The following is an 18,211-nucleotide window of genomic DNA, read 5'->3' on the forward strand; positions in this document are numbered from 1 at the left end:
GAACGCCTACCAGAGAAAGCCGAGAAAGGCGTTGCGGGGGAGCGGGACGAGCAGCAGGCGGCCGAAGGCCTGCTGGATGACGACCGCGGCGAGGAGCGAGACGAGGATCGCCGTGACCGGCTTCACCCGCAGCGTCAGCATCAGGGCCAGCATGACGCCAAAGGCCATGGGAACGAAGCCGACGGCGTTCGAGAACAGGATGTAGACGAGGATCAGGAGGATCGCCGTCGCCAGGCCGCCGAGCGAGGCGGGCGAGCGCGTCCAGTTGTCCAGCGCGATACCGGGCCTGGTCATGCCGACGGCGAGGCTCCGCCCGATCATGAACAGGCCGAGGCCGAGGCTGAGGAAGGCGATCGTCTTCGGCATCGTCTCGGCGCCGTAGGCTTGACCCGGGATCGGCGAGAACTGCAGCGCTGACAGGTAGATCGCGATGCCCGCCAGGAAGACGAGAATCCCGAGGGCCAGGTCGTTGAGTTTCATGGCGGACACTCTTTGAAGGGGAGAGGCATCCGCGCCGGACAGAGCCGGCGCGGATGCTGGGGCGAACCGCCTGACGGCGGACGCGCGTTCCCTTACTTCTTCGCCAGACCGGCCTTGGTCATGACTTCGCCGAGGCTGACATCATCGTCGGCGACGATCTTCGTCGCTTCCTCGCCGCGGGCCCAGCGCATGCCGAAGCCGCGCTCCTTCATGAACTTCTGGTATTCCGGGCTGTTGTAGGCCTTCTCGATCGCATCGCCGAGCTTCTGCTCGACGTCGTCGGGGAGCCCCTTCGGGCCGACGATGCTGCGCCAGACGGCCCAGTTGAAGTCGGTGCCGACGGCTTCCTTCAGGGTCGGCGCATCCGGGAAGAGTTCCTGGCGCTCGGCCGACATCGAGGCCAGCGGCAGGACGCGCTTGGCGTCGATCATTGCGCGGCCTTCGGCCAGCGAGGAGGGCACGATGTCGACGCCGCCGGCGACCATGTCGGTGATGCCGGGCGCGGCGCCCTGGCTCGGCACCCAGGTGACCTGGTCAGCCGGCAGGCCCTCGGCCAGCATCCAGCCGGCGAGGCCGAGATGCCAGATGCCGCCCTGGCCGGTGCCCGAGCCCTTGAAGGTGCCCTTCGGCTCGCTCTTGATCGCCGCCAGCAGGTCCTTGGCGGTCTGGTACTTCGAATCGGCCGAGACCATGACGCCGCCCGGATCGGAATTGACCACGGCGAGGACGTCGAAATCCTTGTAGGTCAGCTCGGTCAGGCCCTGCCAGTGCATCATGTCGATCTCGATCGTCATGATGCCGATGGTGTAGCCGTCGGGTTCCGACGTGGCGATGGCGCTGTGGCCGACGACGCCCGAACCGCCGGTGCGGTTGACGACGTTGACTGGCTGGCCGAGTTCCTGCTGCAGAAGCGAGGCGAAGACGCGGCCCACCGCATCGGTACCGCCGCCGGCGCCCCAGGGGACGATCATGGTGATCGGCCGATCGGGAAAAGTCGTTTGCGCATGGGCGCTGCCGAGCAGGGTGGTGCTCAGGAGGGTGGCGGTGACCGCCATAACGGTGAATGTACGCATGGATCCTCCCAGATCGCTTCAATAGAGCCGGCCGCTATGGCCAGGGGTCCCGGCCGAACTCTTGCTGGTTCGTGCGCCGTGTTCGTCCGCGATGGCCGCGTCCGTTGGGCCCGACTATTGTGGCAGCGCTGCCAGCTGTCAACGCATCGACGACGGTTTCTTCAGCTTGGCATACAGTGGACGCTTCTAGGCGGCGCGCGCCGGAGCTCATTCGAGCGTCGATCTCCACCCGCCCGCTGACCCATTCGCCGCGCGAAAGGGCGAAAGACGACGAGGGAGGCGAGGGGGCGAGGCAACGGCAGACAGGCGGGCTCACTGTCCTGGGATGCCGTGCCAGCGCGATTGCCGACTCGGCCGCTGCGGCTCGGCGGCCGCGCTCAGTCGCGGGCGGCGAGGGGGGACGGGGCCGCCGGCGTGGCGGCGGCCGACCGTCGCACGGCGAACAGATGCCAGGCGATGAAGGCGGCGCAGATCGCAAAGCCCAGCTCGTCCGTCACCGGCAGGGCCGCCACCAGCATGAAGGCGCCCGCGGCCGCGACGGCCCGCTCCCACCAACGCAGAGGCGCCAGGAGATAGCCGATGGCGGCGGCGCCCCACAGGCCGATGGCGAGGCACGCCTTGACGACGATATAGGCCACGGCCGGCCAGTAGCCGATCTCGGCGGCCAGCGGACCGCCGTCCTGCAGCATCAGCGCCGGGGTGTAGACCGCCATGAACGGCACGACGAAGCCGGCCGTGGCGACCTTGATCGCCTGGAAGGAGATTTTCAGGCCGGACGTCTTGGCGATCGGTGCCGCCGCGAAACAGGCGAGGGCGACGGGCGGCGTCAGGTCGGCGAGGATGCCGAAGTAGAAGACGAACATGTGTCCGACGATCAGCGGCACGCCGAGCGCGAGCAGCGCCGGGCCGGCGATGGAGGCGGTGATGATGTAGTTCGGGATGGTCGGGATGCCCATGCCGAGGATGAGGCAGGTCACCATGGTCAGGACCAGCGACAGGAACAGCGAGGTGTCGCCGACCGAGACGATGAACTGGCCGAAAGTGGTGGCGACGCCGGTCAGCGTCATCGTGCCGACGATGATGCCGACGATGGCGCAGGCGATGCCGACGGTCAGCGCCGTCTTAGCGCCTTCCGACAGGGCATCGCGGGTCAGCGCCAGGGTCGCGCGACCGCCGCGGAAGATGGCGCAGACGGCCACCAGGACGACGAGCGCGGCGACCACCGGCAGGATGCCGTATTGGAAGAAGGCCGCGGCGGCGAGGCCGAGCGCGATCCAGAAGACGTAGCGCAGAGCCTTCACCGGGATATGCGCCGACAGCGGCGAGCCGAGGATCAGGAGACCCGTCAGCGCCAGCGCGATCGTGCCGGCATAGAGCGGCGTGTAGCCGGTGAACAGCAGCCAGACGAGGACGCCGAGCGGCAGCAGCAGGTACCAGCCGCGCTTCAGGGCCGCGAGCGGCGAGGGCAGTTCGGCCTTGGACAGGCCGACGAGGTTCCGCTTGCCGGCTTCCAGATGCACCATCCAGAAGACCGAGCCAAAATACAGGAGCGCCGGGATCAGGGCGGCCTGGACGACGGCGGCATAGGGCACGTCCAGCGTCTCGGCCATGATGAAGGCGACGGCGCCCATCACCGGCGGCATGATCTGCCCGCCCATCGAGGCCGTCGCCTCCACACCGCCGGCAAAGGCGGCGCGATAGCCGAAACGCTTCATCAGGGGGATGGTAAACTGGCCGGTGGTCACGACATTGGCGACGCCGGAGCCCGAGATCGTGCCCATCAGTGCCGATGAGATCACCGCGACTTTCGCCGCGCCGCCCTTGGCGCTGCCGACGAGGCCGAGCGAGATGTCGGTGAAGAGCTGGATCATGCCGGCGCGTTCGAGGAAGGAGCCGAACAGGATGAACAGGAAGATGTAGCTCGACGAGACATAGATCGGCGTGCCGTAGATGCCCTCGGTGCCGAAGGCCATATGGTCGATCACCTGGTCGAGCCCGTAGCCGCGGGTGACGAAGGGGGCGGGCAGGTATTCGCCGAATAGACAGTAGGCGAGGAAGAGGCCCGCGATGATCGGCAGCGCCGCGCCCATGATCCGCCAAGTGGCGATGAAGATGACGGCGAGGGCGACGATGCCGACGACCGTATCCTGCGGCAGCGGGCTGCCGGCGCGGAAGATCAGCGCCTTGTACTCCCACCACTGATAGGCGGCGACCGCCGCCCCGATGAGGCCGAGCAGCCAGAACAGCGTGCGCACCGGCCGGCTCTCGTTCTTGATGACGGCGACCAGCGGCAGGCCGAGCAGGCAGAGGAAGCCGACGTGGACAGCGCGCACGATCTGGCTCGGAAGGTCCCAGAGATGGGCGGCGGTGGCGATCTGGAAGACGGAAAAGACGAAGGCGATCCAGAACAGCAGCCGGCCTTCCACTGTCGCGGGAAAACCGGAGGACAGGGGATCGTGCAGTTCGGTCTCGGTGTCGCGCATGGCGCCCGGGCGAGGCTCGGAAGAGACAGTCATCGGTTCGGCTCCTGGCCGCACGCCGGGGGCCGGCACGCATCACGGGCGGTGTCGCCCCTTGGCAGACCGCCGGCCTCGCCCCTGGGGAAAGCCGGCGGTCGGTCCGTTTTCAAGCTTGGTCGCGGCCTACAGCAGGCCGGCTTCCTTGTAGTAGCGCTCGGCGCCGGGATGCAGCGGCACGGGGAGGTTCTTGGCGGCGGTCTTCGGATCGATGGCCTTGGCCGCGTTATGGGCCGCCACCAGGGCTGGCAGGTTGTCGAACAGCTGCTTGGTCATCTGGTAGACGAGTTCCTCGTCGACTTCGCTCGAGGTCACCAGCATATTGGTGATGGCGATGGTCGGCACAGCTTCCATCTGGCCGTCATAGGTGCCGGCCGGAATTTCCGCGGCCTGGAACGGGGCGCCGAGCTTTTCCGGGATATCGGCCGGAACGGCGACGAAATTGATCGGCACGGAGGCGGCGAGATCCCGGATCGAGGCGACGCCGAGGCCGGCAGACTGCAGGGTGGCGTCGAGCTGGCGGTTCTTGATCAGCTCGACCGACTCGGCGAAGGGCAGGTATTCGGTCTTGCCGAGGTCGTCGTAGGTGATGTCGGCGGCGCCGAGGATGGCGCGGGCGTTGAGCTCGGTGCCGGAGGCCGGCGCGCCGACCGACAGGGCCTTACCCTTCAGCCCGGCGAGATCGGTGATCCCCGATTCCTTGGCGGCGACGATCTGGATGTAGTTCGGGTAGATCGCGGCGATGGCGCGCAGCGTCTCGACCGGGGCCGGGAAGCCGGCATCGTTGTCGCCTTCGACGGCGGCCTTCACAGAATCGCCGAGCGCGAAGCCGATTTCGCCACGGCCCTGCTGGATGAGCTTGATGTTCTCGACCGAGGCCTTGGTCGCCTGGACCTGCGTCTTCACGCCGGGAATGTTGTCGCTGTAGACCTTGGCGAGCGCCACGCCCAGCGGATAGTAGACGCCTGAGGTGCCGCCGGTCAGGACGTTGATGAACTGCTGCGCCGAGGCCTGTACCGGCGCCATGGCGGCGGCGGCGACGAGCGCTGCAGCGATGTTTGCGGCCGCAAACTTCTTGATGAACATCAGGTCTTCTCCCAGAGAATCGGTGGCCGGCTTCGGCGGGAAGCCGGCGGTTGAACCCGCCGCGTCATCCGGCGCGGACCGCATCACGACAGGCATGAGGCATGCCGGCCCTCCCGAGCCGACCCTTGCAGTGTGCGCGAAGCCTATGCGGCGGGCATTGTTTTTCCAAGTAGGAAGTGAGTCTCGCTATTCCGCCTAGCGATTTGGCGGCAGGATGGCCAGTCAGCGATTCGCTGTCCGGGCCGCGCCCTCCATCGCGGCCTTCATCGCCCGTGCCGCCATCGCATAGCCGCCGGCAGCGCCGTCGACGAAATGCACGTGGTCGCTGCGCGTCGGCGAGGGCACGAAGCAGGTCATCAGGGCTGCCTCCTGCCGGTGCAGGCCGTAGACGACAGCTCCGGCCGCTCTCGCCCTTTGCAGGCGGGCCTCGATCCGGTCGGCAGCTTCCGCCGTGCAGTCCAGCGTCATGCGAAGGCCGTCGTCGAACTTGCGGAAATCGGAATTGCGCACGAGCTGGGCAAGATAGCGCGCCGGATCGAACGATCCGACCCGCCGCCCGGTGAGGAAGATGACGTGGGCGAAGAGCATCCGCAGCCCGACGCGCAGGGCCGACAGCGGCAGGGCCAGACCCGTGCGGGCGCCGGCGGTCTTGGCTTCCGAGACGAGGTTCGCGAGCGTCAGGACGGGCGGTGGCCCCCCCTCGGGGACCGGACGGCTGCCGCCGAGCTCCTCGTCGGCAATGGCGAGGAGGTCGGCGACCACGGCGGCGTAGCCGTCCGGATCCTTTCCGGTCGGCACCACGATCAGCGACAGGATGACGCCGTGCGTGGCCGCGATCTCGGAGAAGCGGCAGGAGAGGCCGGTCAGATCGGGACCGGTTCCGTCCGCGGCAGGGGGAACGGCGAAGTCGCCCGCCTTCATCCGCGCCTCGCCCCAGGCGAGGCCGCCCCCGGAGAACATGGCGTAGGAGACATCCGGCGTGATGGCGAACCGGGCCAGGCGGATGTCGAAGCCGGCCCGACGGATCTCCTCCACCGACATCATCGCGGTGCGCATGGTCAGGCCGAAATTCTGGAGGATCCATGGGGCGGTTCGGGCCAGCGACTCCCTGCCCACCGCCGCGTCCTCGGGGGCCAGCGCGAAGCTCGCGCCGTCACCGCCGAAGACGAAGGGCACCAGCTTTCCCGGCAGGGCATTCGAAAGGGCCGCGATCACCGCCGCGGCGGCCGTGTTGACTTCCTTGTAGCGTCCGGCCGCGATGGCTTCGGTCGACTGGACGATGTCGGCGAGCCCGATGACCCAGCCCGCCGGCACAGGGACGTAGGTCGCGGGATCGGCAAGACGGACGAAACTGTCGAAGCTCTGAAGCCGGGCATAGAAGCCCGGGTCGTCGGCGATTGCGGGGCCACCGTCCGTCGACATCGTCATTTACTGTTCCTGTCCCGCAGCGGCGCCCCCAGGGAAAGCGCCGGCGGCGGGCTGACGTTCCCGCGGCCATGCTTGGCTTCCCGTAGCACGATTTCGGCGGGTTTTTCGTCGCTCCCGCGCCGTCCGGCCCAATCGGCGATGCAGGATGTCAGCTTGGGTGAGCCGAAAGCCGAGCGGAATACGGGGAGCACGAGCCTGGGACGCGAACGGGCCCCCATGCCGGTCGCCCGAGTGCGCCGGAAACGGCGACCGCCGCGGCCCACGTCAAATCCGCAGGCGTGGCGCCGCTGGCGGGGTTCAGCGCCCGAGATTGCGGCCGTCGCCCGGAAACTTTTCCGACGACTTCGTCTCGCCCTCGATCTCGCGCGCTGCCTGGGCCCAGAACTCGTGTTCGCGGCCGACAGGGCGACCGGCCAGTTCCCAGAGATGATAGGCGCGGTCCCGCACGGCAGCGTCATTGTCGACTGTTGGCATCGGGGGCCTCCTCATACGCGCGGGTCAGACTGAAATGCTATGTTACTTCGTGCGCTGGAAGGAGCAATTAGCTCTGTAGGGCCATCAGGCAATCCTTCTTCCCGGTGACGGGCCCCGCCGCTCGTCATTTCGTGCGGCGGTGCAGGGCAGGATCCGGGGTTGGCGCTTCGCTCCCCCACCATCGCCGGCGGCCGGGCACCGACGACGTCGCGCGCGGCGAGACGGTGCATAGTCTTTGCAGGACGGCGCGAGGCAGGGTAGGCCGTTTGGGGAAGGGTGGCGCGGCGGCGCTTGCCGGATGGACGCGGGGTTTTCCCGGCACGTCCACGGCCGCGCTCTTCCGGCGATTGGAAAAAAGTGGAGCGACCGTGCAGACTTCGATCGACATTCTCGACCGGCTCATTGCCTTTCCGACCCTCTCGCGGCAGCCCAACATGCCGCTGCTCGACTATGTCGCCGAGCTGCTGGCGCCGACGGGCGCCGAGATCCAGATCATCCCCCATTCCAGCGGCAGCCGCGCCAATCTCTATGCCAGCCTCGGGCCTAAAGGCGTCTCCGGCGTCATGCTGTCCGGCCATACAGACGTGGTGCCGGTGGAGGGACAGGACTGGACGGTCGATCCCTTCCGCCTGACCCGCCGCGACGGGCGGCTGTACGGGCGAGGAACCGCCGACATGAAGGGGTTCGTCGCCTGCGCCGTCGCCGCCGCGCTGAAGGCCGCGACGCGCGATCTGGCGACGCCGCTGCATCTGGCGCTGTCCTATGACGAGGAGATCGGCTGCATCGGCGTCGCCGACCTCGTCGAGATCCTGGCGGCGGCGCCGGTCAAGCCGCGGATGTGCATCGTCGGCGAGCCGACCGAGATGACGGTTGCCACCGGCCACAAGGGCAAGGGTTTCTACCGCGCCTGCTGCCACGGGCGGGAAGGCCACTCGGCGCTGGCGCCGCACGCGCTGAACGCGCTGCATCTGGCCACCGACCTCGTCGGCGCCGTGCGGCGGCTGCAGGCCGAGGTCGTTGCCACCGGCACGCAGGATCCCGATTACGACATTCCCTATACGACGCTACACGTCGCGCGCATCAGCGGCGGCACCAGCCCGAACATCGTGCCGAACTATGCCGAGGTGGATTTCGAGATCCGGCATCTGGCGTCCGACGATCCGAAGACGCTGATCGCGCGGCTGCAGAGCGAGGCCGAGCGCATCGTGCGGGAGACCGGCGACCGGGACGCCCGCATCGAGATCCTGACCACCGGCGGCTATCCCGGCCTCGACACGGCGCGCGACTCCGACGTCGTCGCCTTCGTGAAATCGCTGACCGGCGGCAATGCCACGATCAAGGTCGCCTTCGGCACCGAAGGCGGCCTGTTCTCGGCCGCCGCCGGCATCCCGACGGTCGTCTGCGGCCCGGGCTCGATGGCGCAGGGACACAGGCCGGACGAGTTCGTCAGCGAGGCGCAGCTCGGTCACTGCGATGCGATGATGGACAGGCTGGTCGACCGGCTTGCCGTCGGCCTCTGAACAAATCTCCATCATCGCCGTCAGGCTGTCGATGGGCGACCCGGGCTGCATCCGTCACCGCATCACGGCTCGCCGCGCCGGGTCTGGCGAAGGCCGGATGCCCCTTTCCGCAACGCTTGAAACGATCCTACCATTGGTTCCGTCTCCCGTGCGGGACCGCCGTGTGACATATGGCGCCGAGGCGAAACGTTAGCCGGGCGCGGAGAGGTGAAGCCCCTGACCACCGGGGGCGTGGCTCGCGCCATCAGCTGAAAAGCCTGTCTTTCCATGATTTTAGCCGGGCAAGCATCGTCGCCGCAGGGGCATGCGGCGCTAGCTTGGTTTCCAATCGATTAACGGAAAGGCACGACCATGAAAGCACTGACCTGGCACGGCAAGGGCGACATCCGTTGCGACACGGTTCCCGATCCCCGCATCGAGGATGACCGCGACGTCGTCATCAAGGTCACGGCCTGCGCCATCTGCGGCTCGGACCTCCACCTGATGGGCGGCTTCATGCCGACCATGGAGCACGGCGACATCCTCGGCCACGAGACCATGGGCGAAGTGATGGAAGTCGGTCGCGGGGCTGCCTCGAAGCTCAAGGTCGGCGACCGTGTGGTCGTGCCCTTCACCATGTCCTGCGGCGAATGCCGGCAGTGCAAGTGGGGTAACTGGAGCGTCTGCGAGCGCACCAATCCGAATGGCAAGCTGCAGGCTGAAACCTTTGGCTATCCGCTGTCGGGCCTGTTCGGCTTCTCGCACATCACCGGCGGCTATGCCGGCGGTCAGGCGGAATATCTGCGTGTTCCCTTCGCCGATGTCGGCCCGCTAGTCATCCCGAATGGGCTTGAGGACGAGCAGGTGCTCTTCCTCTCCGACATTTTTCCGACGGCCTACCAGGCGGCCGAGAACTGCAACATCCAGCCGGGCGATACCGTCGCGATCTGGGGCTGCGGTCCGGTCGGCGTGCTGGCGATCAAGTCCTGCTTCCTGCTCGGCGCCGAGCGCGTCATCGCCATCGACACCGTGCCGGAGCGCCTGGCGCTCGCGCGTCAGGCCGGGGCCGAGACTATCGACTTCGGCGACGAGGAGATCCAGGAGCGGATCATGGAGATGACGGGCGGCAAGGGTCCGGACAGCGTCATCGAGGCCGTCGGCATGGAGTCGCACGGCGCCGACACGATCGCACAAAAAGTGTCCTCGGCGGTGATGTCGGCGACCGTGTCGATGGAGCGGCCCTTCGCCATCAACCAGGCCATCCTCGCCTGTCGCCCGGGCGGCACGGTCTCGATGCCCGGCGTCTATGCCGGTCCGGTCGGTCCCTTCGCCCTCGGCATTCTGATGAACAAGGGCCTGACGCTGAAGACCGGGCAGACGCACATGCTGCGCTACATGAAGCCGCTCTTGGACCGCATCGAAAAGGGCGAGATCGACCCGTCCTTCATCATCAGCCATCGCTCGGTGTCGCTGGAAGATGGTCCGGCGCTGTACGAGACGTTCCGCGACAAGGCGGACGCGTGCACCAAGGTGGTCTTCAAGCCGCACGGCTGAGCCCGGCGGGCCGGTTCGACCGGCTCAGCGCTCGATCTGACGAAAAACGCCGCCGGAGGTTCAGCACCTCCGGCGGCGTTTCCATGTCTAGAAGGTCCAGACTATGTCCGCAGGGAAAGGTCCGGCCGGGCTTCAGGTAGCTGCGACGGGGGTCCCGGGTGCAAACCCGCTCAGGCCGCCGTGCTCGACGCGGCCGCCGCCTGCTGTGCAGAAGGAAGCGCCCTTCGTGAACCAGGGTCCTCGCATCGCCGTCTGCTACTTGCGCGGATCGGCCGACTTGAGCTGTGGGCTCAGGATGAACATGTCGATGAAGGCGAGAAGCACCGTCGCGCCGATGACGAGGCCGAGATCGAGGCGCGGGACCCAGATCAGCAGGATGGCGAGAAAGCCGACGAGCATGGCGAAGGCGAGGGCGGCGAGAATCTTGTCGGACATGCTTATTCCTCCCGTTGCGGATGGGCGAGAAAATGCTCGATCCAGTGCGCGTTGCGCAGAAGCCGCGCGTCGTCGCCGCGCCGGGCGACCAGTTGCAGGCCGATGGGGTTGCCGTCCCGATCCTCGAAGGCGGGCAGGGTGATCGACGGCATGGCGCACAGCGACCACAGGCTGTCGAAACCGCCGCCATCGGGTGACGGGCCGTCGTCTCGGCGACCGGGCGCCACCGGCGCGATGATGGCGTCGCAGCGCGCGAGGAGGGCTTCCAGCCCCGCGCGGAGCACCGCCGGCCAGTCGAGCGCGGCGAGGTAGTCGCGGGCGAGGATCGCATCGACCGCGACAACTGTCGCCCTCAGCCCATCGGAAAGACCGCCGCGGCGGGCGTAGGGGGCGAGCGTCTTGGACAGTTCGGCCAGCCGGATCGTCTCGGCGATCGCGGCGGCATCGGCGAAGGGCGGCGGCAGTTCCGCGGCAAATCCGCGATCGCCCAGCAGCGCCGCCAGTTCCTCGAAAGCGCCCTGCCGATCGCCGGCGGCCTCGTTCCAGACCGGCGGGAGGACAAGGGCAAAGATCGGCGGCGCCGGCGGTGCGGACAGGGCAGTGGCGCGAAGGCGCGGCGGCGGCGCCGGTTCCCGCTCGGGGTCGTCATGGCCATGCAGCGCATCGCCCAGCAAGGCGACGTCGGCGACGCTGTGGCCCATTAGCGCGATGCCGGAAAGGGTGGGAGAGGGGGCGAAGCAACCCCGCCGCGACAGGGTGCCGCAACTGGGGATGTAGCCGACCACCCCGGCCGCTTCCGCAGCCTGGATCATGAGGCCGCCCGTGTCCGCCTCGATCGCGAGCGGAACGAGGCCGGCGGCGACGGCGGCTGCCGCGCCGGAGCGGATCGGGCGACCCTCCGGGCCGGTGCCGCGGCCTGTGTGAACCGCAGGCGCGGTGCCGAGTTCGGCCACGACCGTCTTGCCCACGAGCACCGCGCCGGCCGCGCGCAGGCGCTCGACGACGAAGGCATCGCGCTCTGGAACTCGGCCGGTCTCGAGCGTCGTGCCGAGGCCGGTCGGAATGCCGCGCGTGTCGACGAGATCGCCGACGGCGACGGGCAGGCCGTGCAGGGGGCCGATCGCGCGGCCGGTGCTGCGGTAGCGGTCGAGCACCTCGCCTTGCCGCAGGACATAGGCGGCGTCGTGCCAGGCGAACCACCCCGCCGCATCCCCGCACGCGGCCACCCGCTTGACGACGCTGGCCGCCAGCTCGGCGCTGCGCAGCGCGCCGTCGGCGATGCGCTCGCCGAGGAGGCCGGCCCCGAGGCCGGCCAGCCTGTCACTGGCCATAGAAGGCATTCGGCAGGAAGTAGACGATGGCCGGGAAGACATAGACGATGGCCATGGCGACGAAGACCATGCCGAGGAAGGGCATAACCCCCTTGAAGATCTGCGTCAGCTGCACCTCCGGCGGGGCGATGCCCTTCAGGTAGTAGGCCGACATCGCCATCGGCGGCGTCAGGAACGAGGTCTGCAGGTTGAGCGCTACCAGGATGCCGAAGAACAGCGGATCGATGTCGAAGATGGCGAGCAGCGGCAGGAAGATCGGCACGAAGATGATGATGATCTCCGACCATTCGAGCGGCCATCCCAGGAGGAAGATGATCACCTGGGCGAGGATCAGGAACTGCAGCGGCGTCAGGTCGAGGCTCATCACGAACTCGCCGATCACCTGCTCGCCGCCGAGATAGGAGAAGACGGAGGAGAAGGTGTAGGAGCCGACGAACAGCCAGCACACCATCGCGGTCGTGCGCATGGTCAGATAGACCGACTCTCGCAGCCGCTGGAAGCTCAGGGCCCTGTAGGCGACGGCAAGGATCAGGCCGCCCAGCGCGCCGATGGCGGCTGCCTCCGTCGGCGTCGCCAGGCCGAACAGGATCGAGCCCAGCACCGAGAGGATGAGGACGGCGAGCGGGAAGAAGGAGGTGAAGATCATCACCAGGAGCGGGCCGATCGGCACGTCGGGCACTTCTTCGCGCGTCGGCTTCGGCGCGACCGAGGGCTGCAGGATCGAGCGGGTGACGATGTAGACGAGATAGAGGCCGACCAGGAGAAAGCCCGGCAGCAGCGCGCCGGCATAGAGCCTGACGATCGAGACGCCCGAGGAGGCGGCATAGACGATCAGCATGATCGAGGGCGGGATGAGAATGCCGAGCGTGCCGCCGGCGCAGATGATGCCGGCCGCGAAGGAATTGTCGTAGCGCGCCTTCAGCATGGCGGGCAGGGCGAGAAGGCCCATCAGCGTCACCACCGCGCCGACGATGCCGGTGGCGGTGGCAAACAGCGCGCAGGTGATGAGCGCCGCGACGCCCATCGAACCCGGCACGTTCTTCGAGGCGATGTTCAGCGTCGTGAACAGGCGGTCGACGATGTTGGCGCGCTCGACGACATAGCCCATGAACAGGAACAGCGGCACCGCCGTCAGCACCTCGTTCGACATCACCGTGAAGGTCTGGTTGATGAACAGGTCGAAGATGCGGTTGTTGAAAAAGCCCTCGACGGACAGCGAGATCGTGTCCCAGGTGCTGGCCGTCTCGTCGAGGCGGAACAGCGAACGCCACATCCGGCCGGCGTCGAAATAGGCGTAGTAGCCGAAGCCGATGCCCATGGCCATCAGCGTGAAGGCGATGGGGAAGCCGAGAAAGACCAGGAAGATGAAGAGGCCAAGCATCATCAGCGCGAGTTGTGGGTCGGTCACGCGTGGGCTCCGGTCTCGGCCTCGTTGGCCTTCTGAATCAAGAGGTCTTCGGTCTCCTGGACATCCTCCTCCGGTCGCGGCCATTCGCCCGTCCGGATGCAGACGAGGCAGCGGCAGATCTCGGCGATGCCCTGGATGAACAGGAGGATTCCGGCCGCCACGACGATCATCTTGAACTGGAAGATCGGAATGCCGGCCGGCGAGTTTATGCTGACTTCCTGATAGGCCCAGGACCGCGCTGCGTATTTCCAGCCGGAGAAGATCAGCGCGGTGACGCCCGGAAAGAAGAAGATCAGGTAGAGGACAAGATCGACCGTCGCCTGCGTCTTCGGCCGCCACAGCCGGTAGATGAAGTCGCCGCGCACATGCCCGCCGCGCGACAGCGTATAGGCGCCGCCCATCATGAACAGCGTGCCGTACATGATGAAGGAGACGTCCAGCGCCCAGGGCGTCGGACTGTTCAGGGCGTAGCGGACGAACACCTCGTAGGCGGTGCCGAAGGTCATCAGGATGATGAGCCAGGCAAAGGCCTTGCCGAACCAGGCGGACAGCGAGTCGGCGAAATGGATGATGGCAAGCATTGCCGGCAGGGCTCCAGAAACATGGACATAGGAAACCCGGCGGCTCGCACCGCCGGGATCTGCGCCGGGCGCCGGCGCGGTCGCTACATCTTCAGCTTGCCCGGGAAGAAGTGCTCGTAGGCGAGGGCATAGTCCGGGGCGTTCATCAGCTCGTAGTAGGTGACGCGCTCGACCCATGTCCGCTGGCTGTCGAGGACCTTCTTGATGAAGGGATCCTTCTCCAGCTCGACGATCATCGTGCTCCAGGCCTCGAGTTCGGCCGCCAGGATGTCCTGCGGCGTGCGGCGGATGTTCACGCCGTCCTCGTTCTGCAGCTTCTGCAGGTCAGCCGAGTACTGGTCGAGGCCGAGCGCCGTGTTGGCCGTCGACGCCGCCTCGACGGCGGTCTCGACGATGGCGCGCAGATCGGGATCCAGATCCTCCAGGAAATCGCTGTTGAACAGGAACTCGAAGGCCTCGCTCGCCTGGTGGTAGGAGCCGAGATAGTAGTTCTTGGCGACGTCCTGCGCGCCGAAGCGGCGATCGGAGGAGGGATTGTTGAACTCGAAGGCGTCGATGACGCCGCGTTCCATCGCCGGGACGATTTCGCCGCCGGGAAGCTGGGCGACCGACATGCCCATCGACTGCATTAGGTCGGCGGCGAGGCCCACCGTCCGGTACTTCAGGCCCTGCATGTCGGAGACCTGCTTCACCTCGTTCTTGAACCAGCCGAGCGGCTGGGCGGGCATCGGGAAGCCGAGCAGGCCGACGACCTTCAGGCCCATCATGTCCTGCGTCAGCTCGCGGTAGAGCTCGCGGCCGCCGCCCTGGTAGAACCAGGAAAGCATGGTGGTGGGGTTGCCGCCGAAGACCGGGCCCGTGCCGAACAGCGAGGCGGCCTTGTTCTTGCCGTACCAGTAGGCGGAGACCGAATGGGCGGCGTCGAGAACGCCGTCATTGACGGCATCCATGACCTGGAAGGCGCCGACCACGGCGCCGGCCGGCAGGAGATCGATCTTGAGGCGCCCGCCCGACATCTTCTCGACGCGCTCGGTATACTGCCGCGCCATGTCCATCCAGACATCCGAGGCGGGCCACGACGTCTGCATCTTCATCACCAGCGGCGCCTGCGCCAGCACGGCCGGTGCGTAAAGACCCGCCCCTGCGGTCACTCCGCCCGCCAGCGCAGTGTTCTTCAGAAACGATCGACGTGAGAACCCCTTGTCAGTCACAGCAGTTTCCTCCCCAGCATCCGGATATTGATCACCAGATTTTGGAGGATCATTCAGCATAACGTTCCCTTGCGCAAGTCCGATATCCGTCGTTGGTCATCGCCTTAGACTTATGTATCGGTGGAGCGCATTTTTGACTGTCCAGAACAGCAGGATGTTGTCGACCGTGAGGGCAAAAGACTCAGTCTAGGTCGTGATTGGAGCAGCGGTCAATGATCGAGATGAGCGCCGGAGCAGTCTTTATTGTGCGTCGCAGCACAATGGCGCCATATCGCTAGGTGAGGTGCGCATTTCTCTGCGGTAGAGAGATGGAAACGCTGGGGAAGAGGCGCTGCGTCGACGCTTCGCGGACGCGAGATCGCTTCGGAACGCCGGGGCCAGGGGCTGCCATGGGCAAGATTGATGCGTCGATCGGATTATCAGCCTGAATTAGTACTTGTGCACGACGGTAGTTTTGCGGGTGAAGCGCATAATTCGGGTGCCGCCCTCACAATTTTGTTCAGACTTTTGCGTCTTGATAGGACGAGGCGACGCCGGACAGATCCGGCATCGCCCATCGCTCCGCATTCCAGACGGTATGGGCAACCATCGACCGTTCGGGCGGCCGACCGTGCCAACATGTCTGGAGTTCAATACATGCGGTGGCCGCCGGCATCCTCACGCGCCCAGTTCCAGACTGTCGCAGCCTTTGACATGCTCGGGGATGTGCTGCCGGGAAACCGCTCGCTCTCGATGATGTCGGTGGCGCAGGCGGCCATCCTCCGTCCGTCCGAGACCCCGGGAGTGCCGATCCGTGGATGACTCCCATCTCGCCGGGGACGCCTCCTTGCGCCCTGCCGCGCTCGCCACCCCCGACGGCGAAGGCCGCATCTTTGCGGTGATTGGCCGACTGGGCCTGCGCGCTAGGCTGGTGATGCTGATTGCCGTGGCCATCCTGCCGCTGGTGGCGCTGGCGGCGACGGCCATCTGGTTCGATTACAGCGAGTCGCTGGCGAAGGCGCGGGGAACCGTGTTGTCGAGCGCCCAGATGGCGTCGCTCCAGCAATCACAGATTTTTTCCAATTCCCGCGTCTTTCTCGACACGCTCCGCCACACCCCCGGCATCCAGGCCGGAGGCGGCACCGACTGCCGCGCCGTCGTCGTGCGGCTGAAGCAGGCCAATCCGCAGATCAACACGATCGGCGTGGTGGATGCGGCCGGCATGCTCACCTGCCACAGCCAGATCGAAACGAGGCAGCCCTACAGGAACAAGGCCCTGCTCGAGAAAATGCGGACCGCGCCGGCCGGAGCCTTCGTGGTCAGCGACTTCATGGTCGGCCATTTCAGCGGCCTGCCGACCTTGATCGCGGCCATGCCGCTGCCCAGCACCAGCGGTGCCTTTGAAGGCCTGGTGTTTACCGGCATCAATCTCGACGCGCTGCTGGCGATGAACGAGCGCGTCGCCTCCGAGGGCCAGTCGCTGGTCATGCTGGATACCGGCACCGGCCATTTCGCGGCGCGCGACACCCTTTTGCCGGGCGGCTACACCCGGCTCCTGCCAGGTCATCCGCTGCTGGCGGCGGCGCTGACGACCGGCGGAGACGGCGTCGCCGAAGCGCGTGGACCCGACGGCGAGGTGCGGATCTACGGCTTTGCGCCGGTGGTCGACGCCAGGAGTGCCGGGATCGTCCTGGCCGTGGGTGTGGCGCGCGACGACGTCATCTCGCCGGTGGTTCGCCGGGCGCAGCTGGCCATCGGCATCTCCACCGTCCTGATGGTGGTGATCGTCGGTGCGACCTGGTGGTTCGGCTATTTCATGCAGCTGCTGCCGATGCGCCAATTGACGGCTGCCGCGGATCGGATTGGCGCCGGCGACCTGGAGACGGGAAGCCGCATCGACCCCTGGCAGGCGCCGGAATTCCGGGAACTGGGCGCCGTTCTCGACGGCATGGCGCTCAAGCTGGGCGCGGCGCGCCGGGCGGAAGCGGCGTTGGCGGCGCGCGAGGCGCAGTACCGGTTGCTGGCCGAAAACAGCTTCGACCTCGTGACCTGTCTGGATGCCGAGGGCACCCGCGTCTTCGCCTCGCCCGCCAGCCGAGAGCTGCTCGGCATGGAGCCGCACGAGCTCCTGGGCGGCCGTCCCGACGAGATCGCCTGCGTGGAAGACAGGCCGCAGGTCAAGGCGATGATGCAGGCCCTGGCGTCCGGCGCCACCGTCTCCGGCGTGCAGTACCGGGTCCGCCACCGCGCCGGACACATGGTCTGGGTCGAGGTGACCGGCAGGCCGTTGGACTCGGGTAGCGGCACCGTGCTGGTCATTCGCGACGTCTCGCGGCGCAAGACCATCGAAGCCAATCTCGAGGACGCCAACAAGCGGCTGAAGCTGCTGGCATCCACCGACGGACTGACCGGCCTGTTGAACCGGCGGGCCTTCGACGAAGCCTTCGCCCGCGAATTCCGGCGGTCCGTCCGCGAGGGCAGCGACCTCAGTCTCGTCCTCATCGACGTCGACCATTTCAAGGACTTCAACGACGCCTACGGGCATCAGGCGGGCGACGAATGTCTGCGCGAGATCAGCCTCGCCTTCGCCGGGAAGCTGCGACGCCCGGCCGATATCGGGGCGAGGTACGGCGGCGAGGAACTGGTGGCGCTCCTGCCCGGCACGCCGCTGTCGGGCGCCCTGGAGATCGCCGACGCCATGCGCCGCGGCGTGCGCGCCCTGGAGATCGTCCATGCCGGCAGTGCCTCCGGCACCGTGACGATCAGCCTCGGCATCGCCACCCTGCACGCCGGAAAGGGCTTTGCCGACGGCGCGGAAATGCTGCGGGCGGCGGACATCGCGCTCTACCGGGCCAAGGCGGAGGGTCGCGACATGGTCTGCGCCCAGTCCGCCCAGCGGGAAGGCGGACCCGCCGTCACCTGGGTCGCGGCCTGACGACGCCGGCGGGTTTTGCGCCCGCCGCCGATCGGCTGCCGGCCATGCGGACCGGCCAGGTCGTAGCGAGGCCGTCGATCGCCCCCGGGCGAGGCGCCTCGGGTCCCGTCGATTCCCCGTGTCGCCGAACGATCCCGCCCATCGAGCGCCAGGCGTGAACCGCCGGGAGACCAGAGCGTTGTTCGGCAGTGAGGCCGTGCGAGCCTGCCCTTCACCAAAGC

Annotated in this window: 14 protein-coding genes; 3 read left to right on the forward strand and 11 right to left on the reverse strand. The window is 67.3% G+C overall.

Going from position 1 to position 18,211, the window contains the following annotated elements; translation table 11 throughout:
* Positions 1–6 precede the first annotated feature (6 nt).
* The 6 genes from IEX88_RS11130 to IEX88_RS11155 all read right to left on the reverse strand — a co-directional run bounded on the left by IEX88_RS11130 (position 7) and on the right by IEX88_RS11155 (position 7,057).
* Complete coding sequence (locus IEX88_RS11130; protein ID WP_188850669.1) at positions 7–480, reverse strand: tripartite tricarboxylate transporter TctB family protein; 474 nt, start codon at positions 478–480, stop codon at positions 7–9.
* Positions 481–572: 92 nt separating this feature from the next.
* On the reverse strand, positions 573–1,553 hold the full coding sequence (locus IEX88_RS11135) for a tripartite tricarboxylate transporter substrate binding protein (protein WP_188850670.1): 981 nt from the start codon (positions 1,551–1,553) through the stop codon (positions 573–575).
* 377 nt (positions 1,554–1,930) lie between these two features.
* On the reverse strand, positions 1,931–4,069 hold the full coding sequence (locus tag IEX88_RS11140; protein ID WP_373289570.1) for a TRAP transporter permease: 2,139 nt from the start codon (positions 4,067–4,069) through the stop codon (positions 1,931–1,933).
* A 126-nt stretch (positions 4,070–4,195) separates the two neighbouring features.
* The gene (locus IEX88_RS11145; RefSeq protein ID WP_188850671.1) at positions 4,196–5,155 is read right to left on the reverse strand and encodes a TAXI family TRAP transporter solute-binding subunit; all 960 of its coding nucleotides are present in this window, start codon (positions 5,153–5,155) and stop codon (positions 4,196–4,198) included.
* Between the two features lie 222 nt (positions 5,156–5,377).
* Positions 5,378–6,583 (reverse strand): DUF3095 domain-containing protein, encoded by a 1,206-nt coding sequence (locus IEX88_RS11150; RefSeq protein WP_244640052.1) that lies wholly within the window; start codon positions 6,581–6,583, stop codon positions 5,378–5,380.
* A 297-nt stretch (positions 6,584–6,880) separates the two neighbouring features.
* On the reverse strand, positions 6,881–7,057 hold the full coding sequence (locus tag IEX88_RS11155; protein WP_188850672.1) for a DUF2934 domain-containing protein: 177 nt from the start codon (positions 7,055–7,057) through the stop codon (positions 6,881–6,883).
* A 368-nt stretch (positions 7,058–7,425) separates the two neighbouring features.
* Between IEX88_RS11155 and argE the strand changes: the two genes are divergently transcribed.
* Both argE and IEX88_RS11165 read left to right on the forward strand, forming a co-directional pair.
* A complete protein-coding gene (argE, locus tag IEX88_RS11160; protein WP_188850673.1) occupies positions 7,426–8,577 on the forward strand; it encodes an acetylornithine deacetylase in 1,152 nt (383 codons plus the stop codon).
* A gap of 351 nt (positions 8,578–8,928) precedes the next feature.
* On the forward strand, positions 8,929–10,110 hold the full coding sequence (locus IEX88_RS11165; protein WP_188850674.1) for a zinc-dependent alcohol dehydrogenase: 1,182 nt from the start codon (positions 8,929–8,931) through the stop codon (positions 10,108–10,110).
* Positions 10,111–10,365: 255 nt separating this feature from the next.
* Here IEX88_RS11165 and IEX88_RS11170 read toward each other — a convergent pair whose 3' ends face one another.
* From IEX88_RS11170 to IEX88_RS11190, 5 genes are all read right to left on the reverse strand, one after another.
* Entirely contained in the window at positions 10,366–10,545 is a 180-nt protein-coding gene (locus IEX88_RS11170) for a hypothetical protein (protein WP_188850675.1), read from the reverse strand.
* 2 nt (positions 10,546–10,547) lie between these two features.
* Positions 10,548–11,876 (reverse strand): amidase, encoded by a 1,329-nt coding sequence (locus tag IEX88_RS11175; protein WP_188850676.1) that lies wholly within the window; start codon positions 11,874–11,876, stop codon positions 10,548–10,550.
* Positions 11,866–13,284 carry a TRAP transporter large permease gene (locus IEX88_RS11180; protein ID WP_188850677.1) on the reverse strand — a complete coding sequence of 473 codons (1,419 nt, stop codon included), beginning with the start codon at positions 13,282–13,284 and terminating at the stop codon, positions 11,866–11,868. Before IEX88_RS11180 ends, IEX88_RS11175 begins: the two co-directional genes overlap by 11 nt.
* Entirely contained in the window at positions 13,281–13,865 is a 585-nt protein-coding gene (locus IEX88_RS11185) for a TRAP transporter small permease subunit (protein WP_188850678.1), read from the reverse strand. The genes IEX88_RS11180 and IEX88_RS11185 overlap by 4 nt, the downstream gene beginning before the upstream one ends.
* Positions 13,866–13,948: 83 nt before the next feature.
* Positions 13,949–15,076 carry a TRAP transporter substrate-binding protein gene (locus tag IEX88_RS11190; protein ID WP_244640053.1) on the reverse strand — a complete coding sequence of 376 codons (1,128 nt, stop codon included), beginning with the start codon at positions 15,074–15,076 and terminating at the stop codon, positions 13,949–13,951.
* A gap of 793 nt (positions 15,077–15,869) precedes the next feature.
* Between IEX88_RS11190 and IEX88_RS11195 the strand changes: the two genes are divergently transcribed.
* Positions 15,870–17,990 (forward strand): sensor domain-containing diguanylate cyclase, encoded by a 2,121-nt coding sequence (locus tag IEX88_RS11195; protein ID WP_188850680.1) that lies wholly within the window; start codon positions 15,870–15,872, stop codon positions 17,988–17,990.
* The last annotated feature ends 221 nt before the right edge of the window (positions 17,991–18,211 follow it).

This window comes from Aureimonas glaciei, assembly GCF_014643375.1.
Taxonomy (GTDB): domain Bacteria; phylum Pseudomonadota; class Alphaproteobacteria; order Rhizobiales; family Rhizobiaceae; genus Plantimonas; species Plantimonas glaciei.

What these genes read in the sequence shown, in the direction of transcription:
- IEX88_RS11155 (WP_188850672.1), bottom strand. Translation starts at nt 7,057, where the DNA reads ATGCCAACAGTCGACAATGACGCTGCCGTGCGGGACCGCGCCTATCAT.
- IEX88_RS11185 (WP_188850678.1), bottom strand. Translation starts at nt 13,865, where the DNA reads ATGCTTGCCATCATCCATTTCGCCGACTCGCTGTCCGCCTGGTTCGGC.
- IEX88_RS11140 (WP_373289570.1), bottom strand. Translation starts at nt 4,069, where the DNA reads ATGACTGTCTCTTCCGAGCCTCGCCCGGGCGCCATGCGCGACACCGAG.
- IEX88_RS11175 (WP_188850676.1), bottom strand. Translation starts at nt 11,876, where the DNA reads ATGGCCAGTGACAGGCTGGCCGGCCTCGGGGCCGGCCTCCTCGGCGAG.
- IEX88_RS11165 (WP_188850674.1), top strand. Translation starts at nt 8,929, where the DNA reads ATGAAAGCACTGACCTGGCACGGCAAGGGCGACATCCGTTGCGACACG.
- IEX88_RS11170 (WP_188850675.1), bottom strand. Translation starts at nt 10,545, where the DNA reads ATGTCCGACAAGATTCTCGCCGCCCTCGCCTTCGCCATGCTCGTCGGC.
- IEX88_RS11150 (WP_244640052.1), bottom strand. Translation starts at nt 6,583, where the DNA reads ATGACGATGTCGACGGACGGTGGCCCCGCAATCGCCGACGACCCGGGC.
- IEX88_RS11130 (WP_188850669.1), bottom strand. Translation starts at nt 480, where the DNA reads ATGAAACTCAACGACCTGGCCCTCGGGATTCTCGTCTTCCTGGCGGGC.
- IEX88_RS11145 (WP_188850671.1), bottom strand. Translation starts at nt 5,155, where the DNA reads ATGTTCATCAAGAAGTTTGCGGCCGCAAACATCGCTGCAGCGCTCGTC.
- IEX88_RS11135 (WP_188850670.1), bottom strand. Translation starts at nt 1,553, where the DNA reads ATGCGTACATTCACCGTTATGGCGGTCACCGCCACCCTCCTGAGCACC.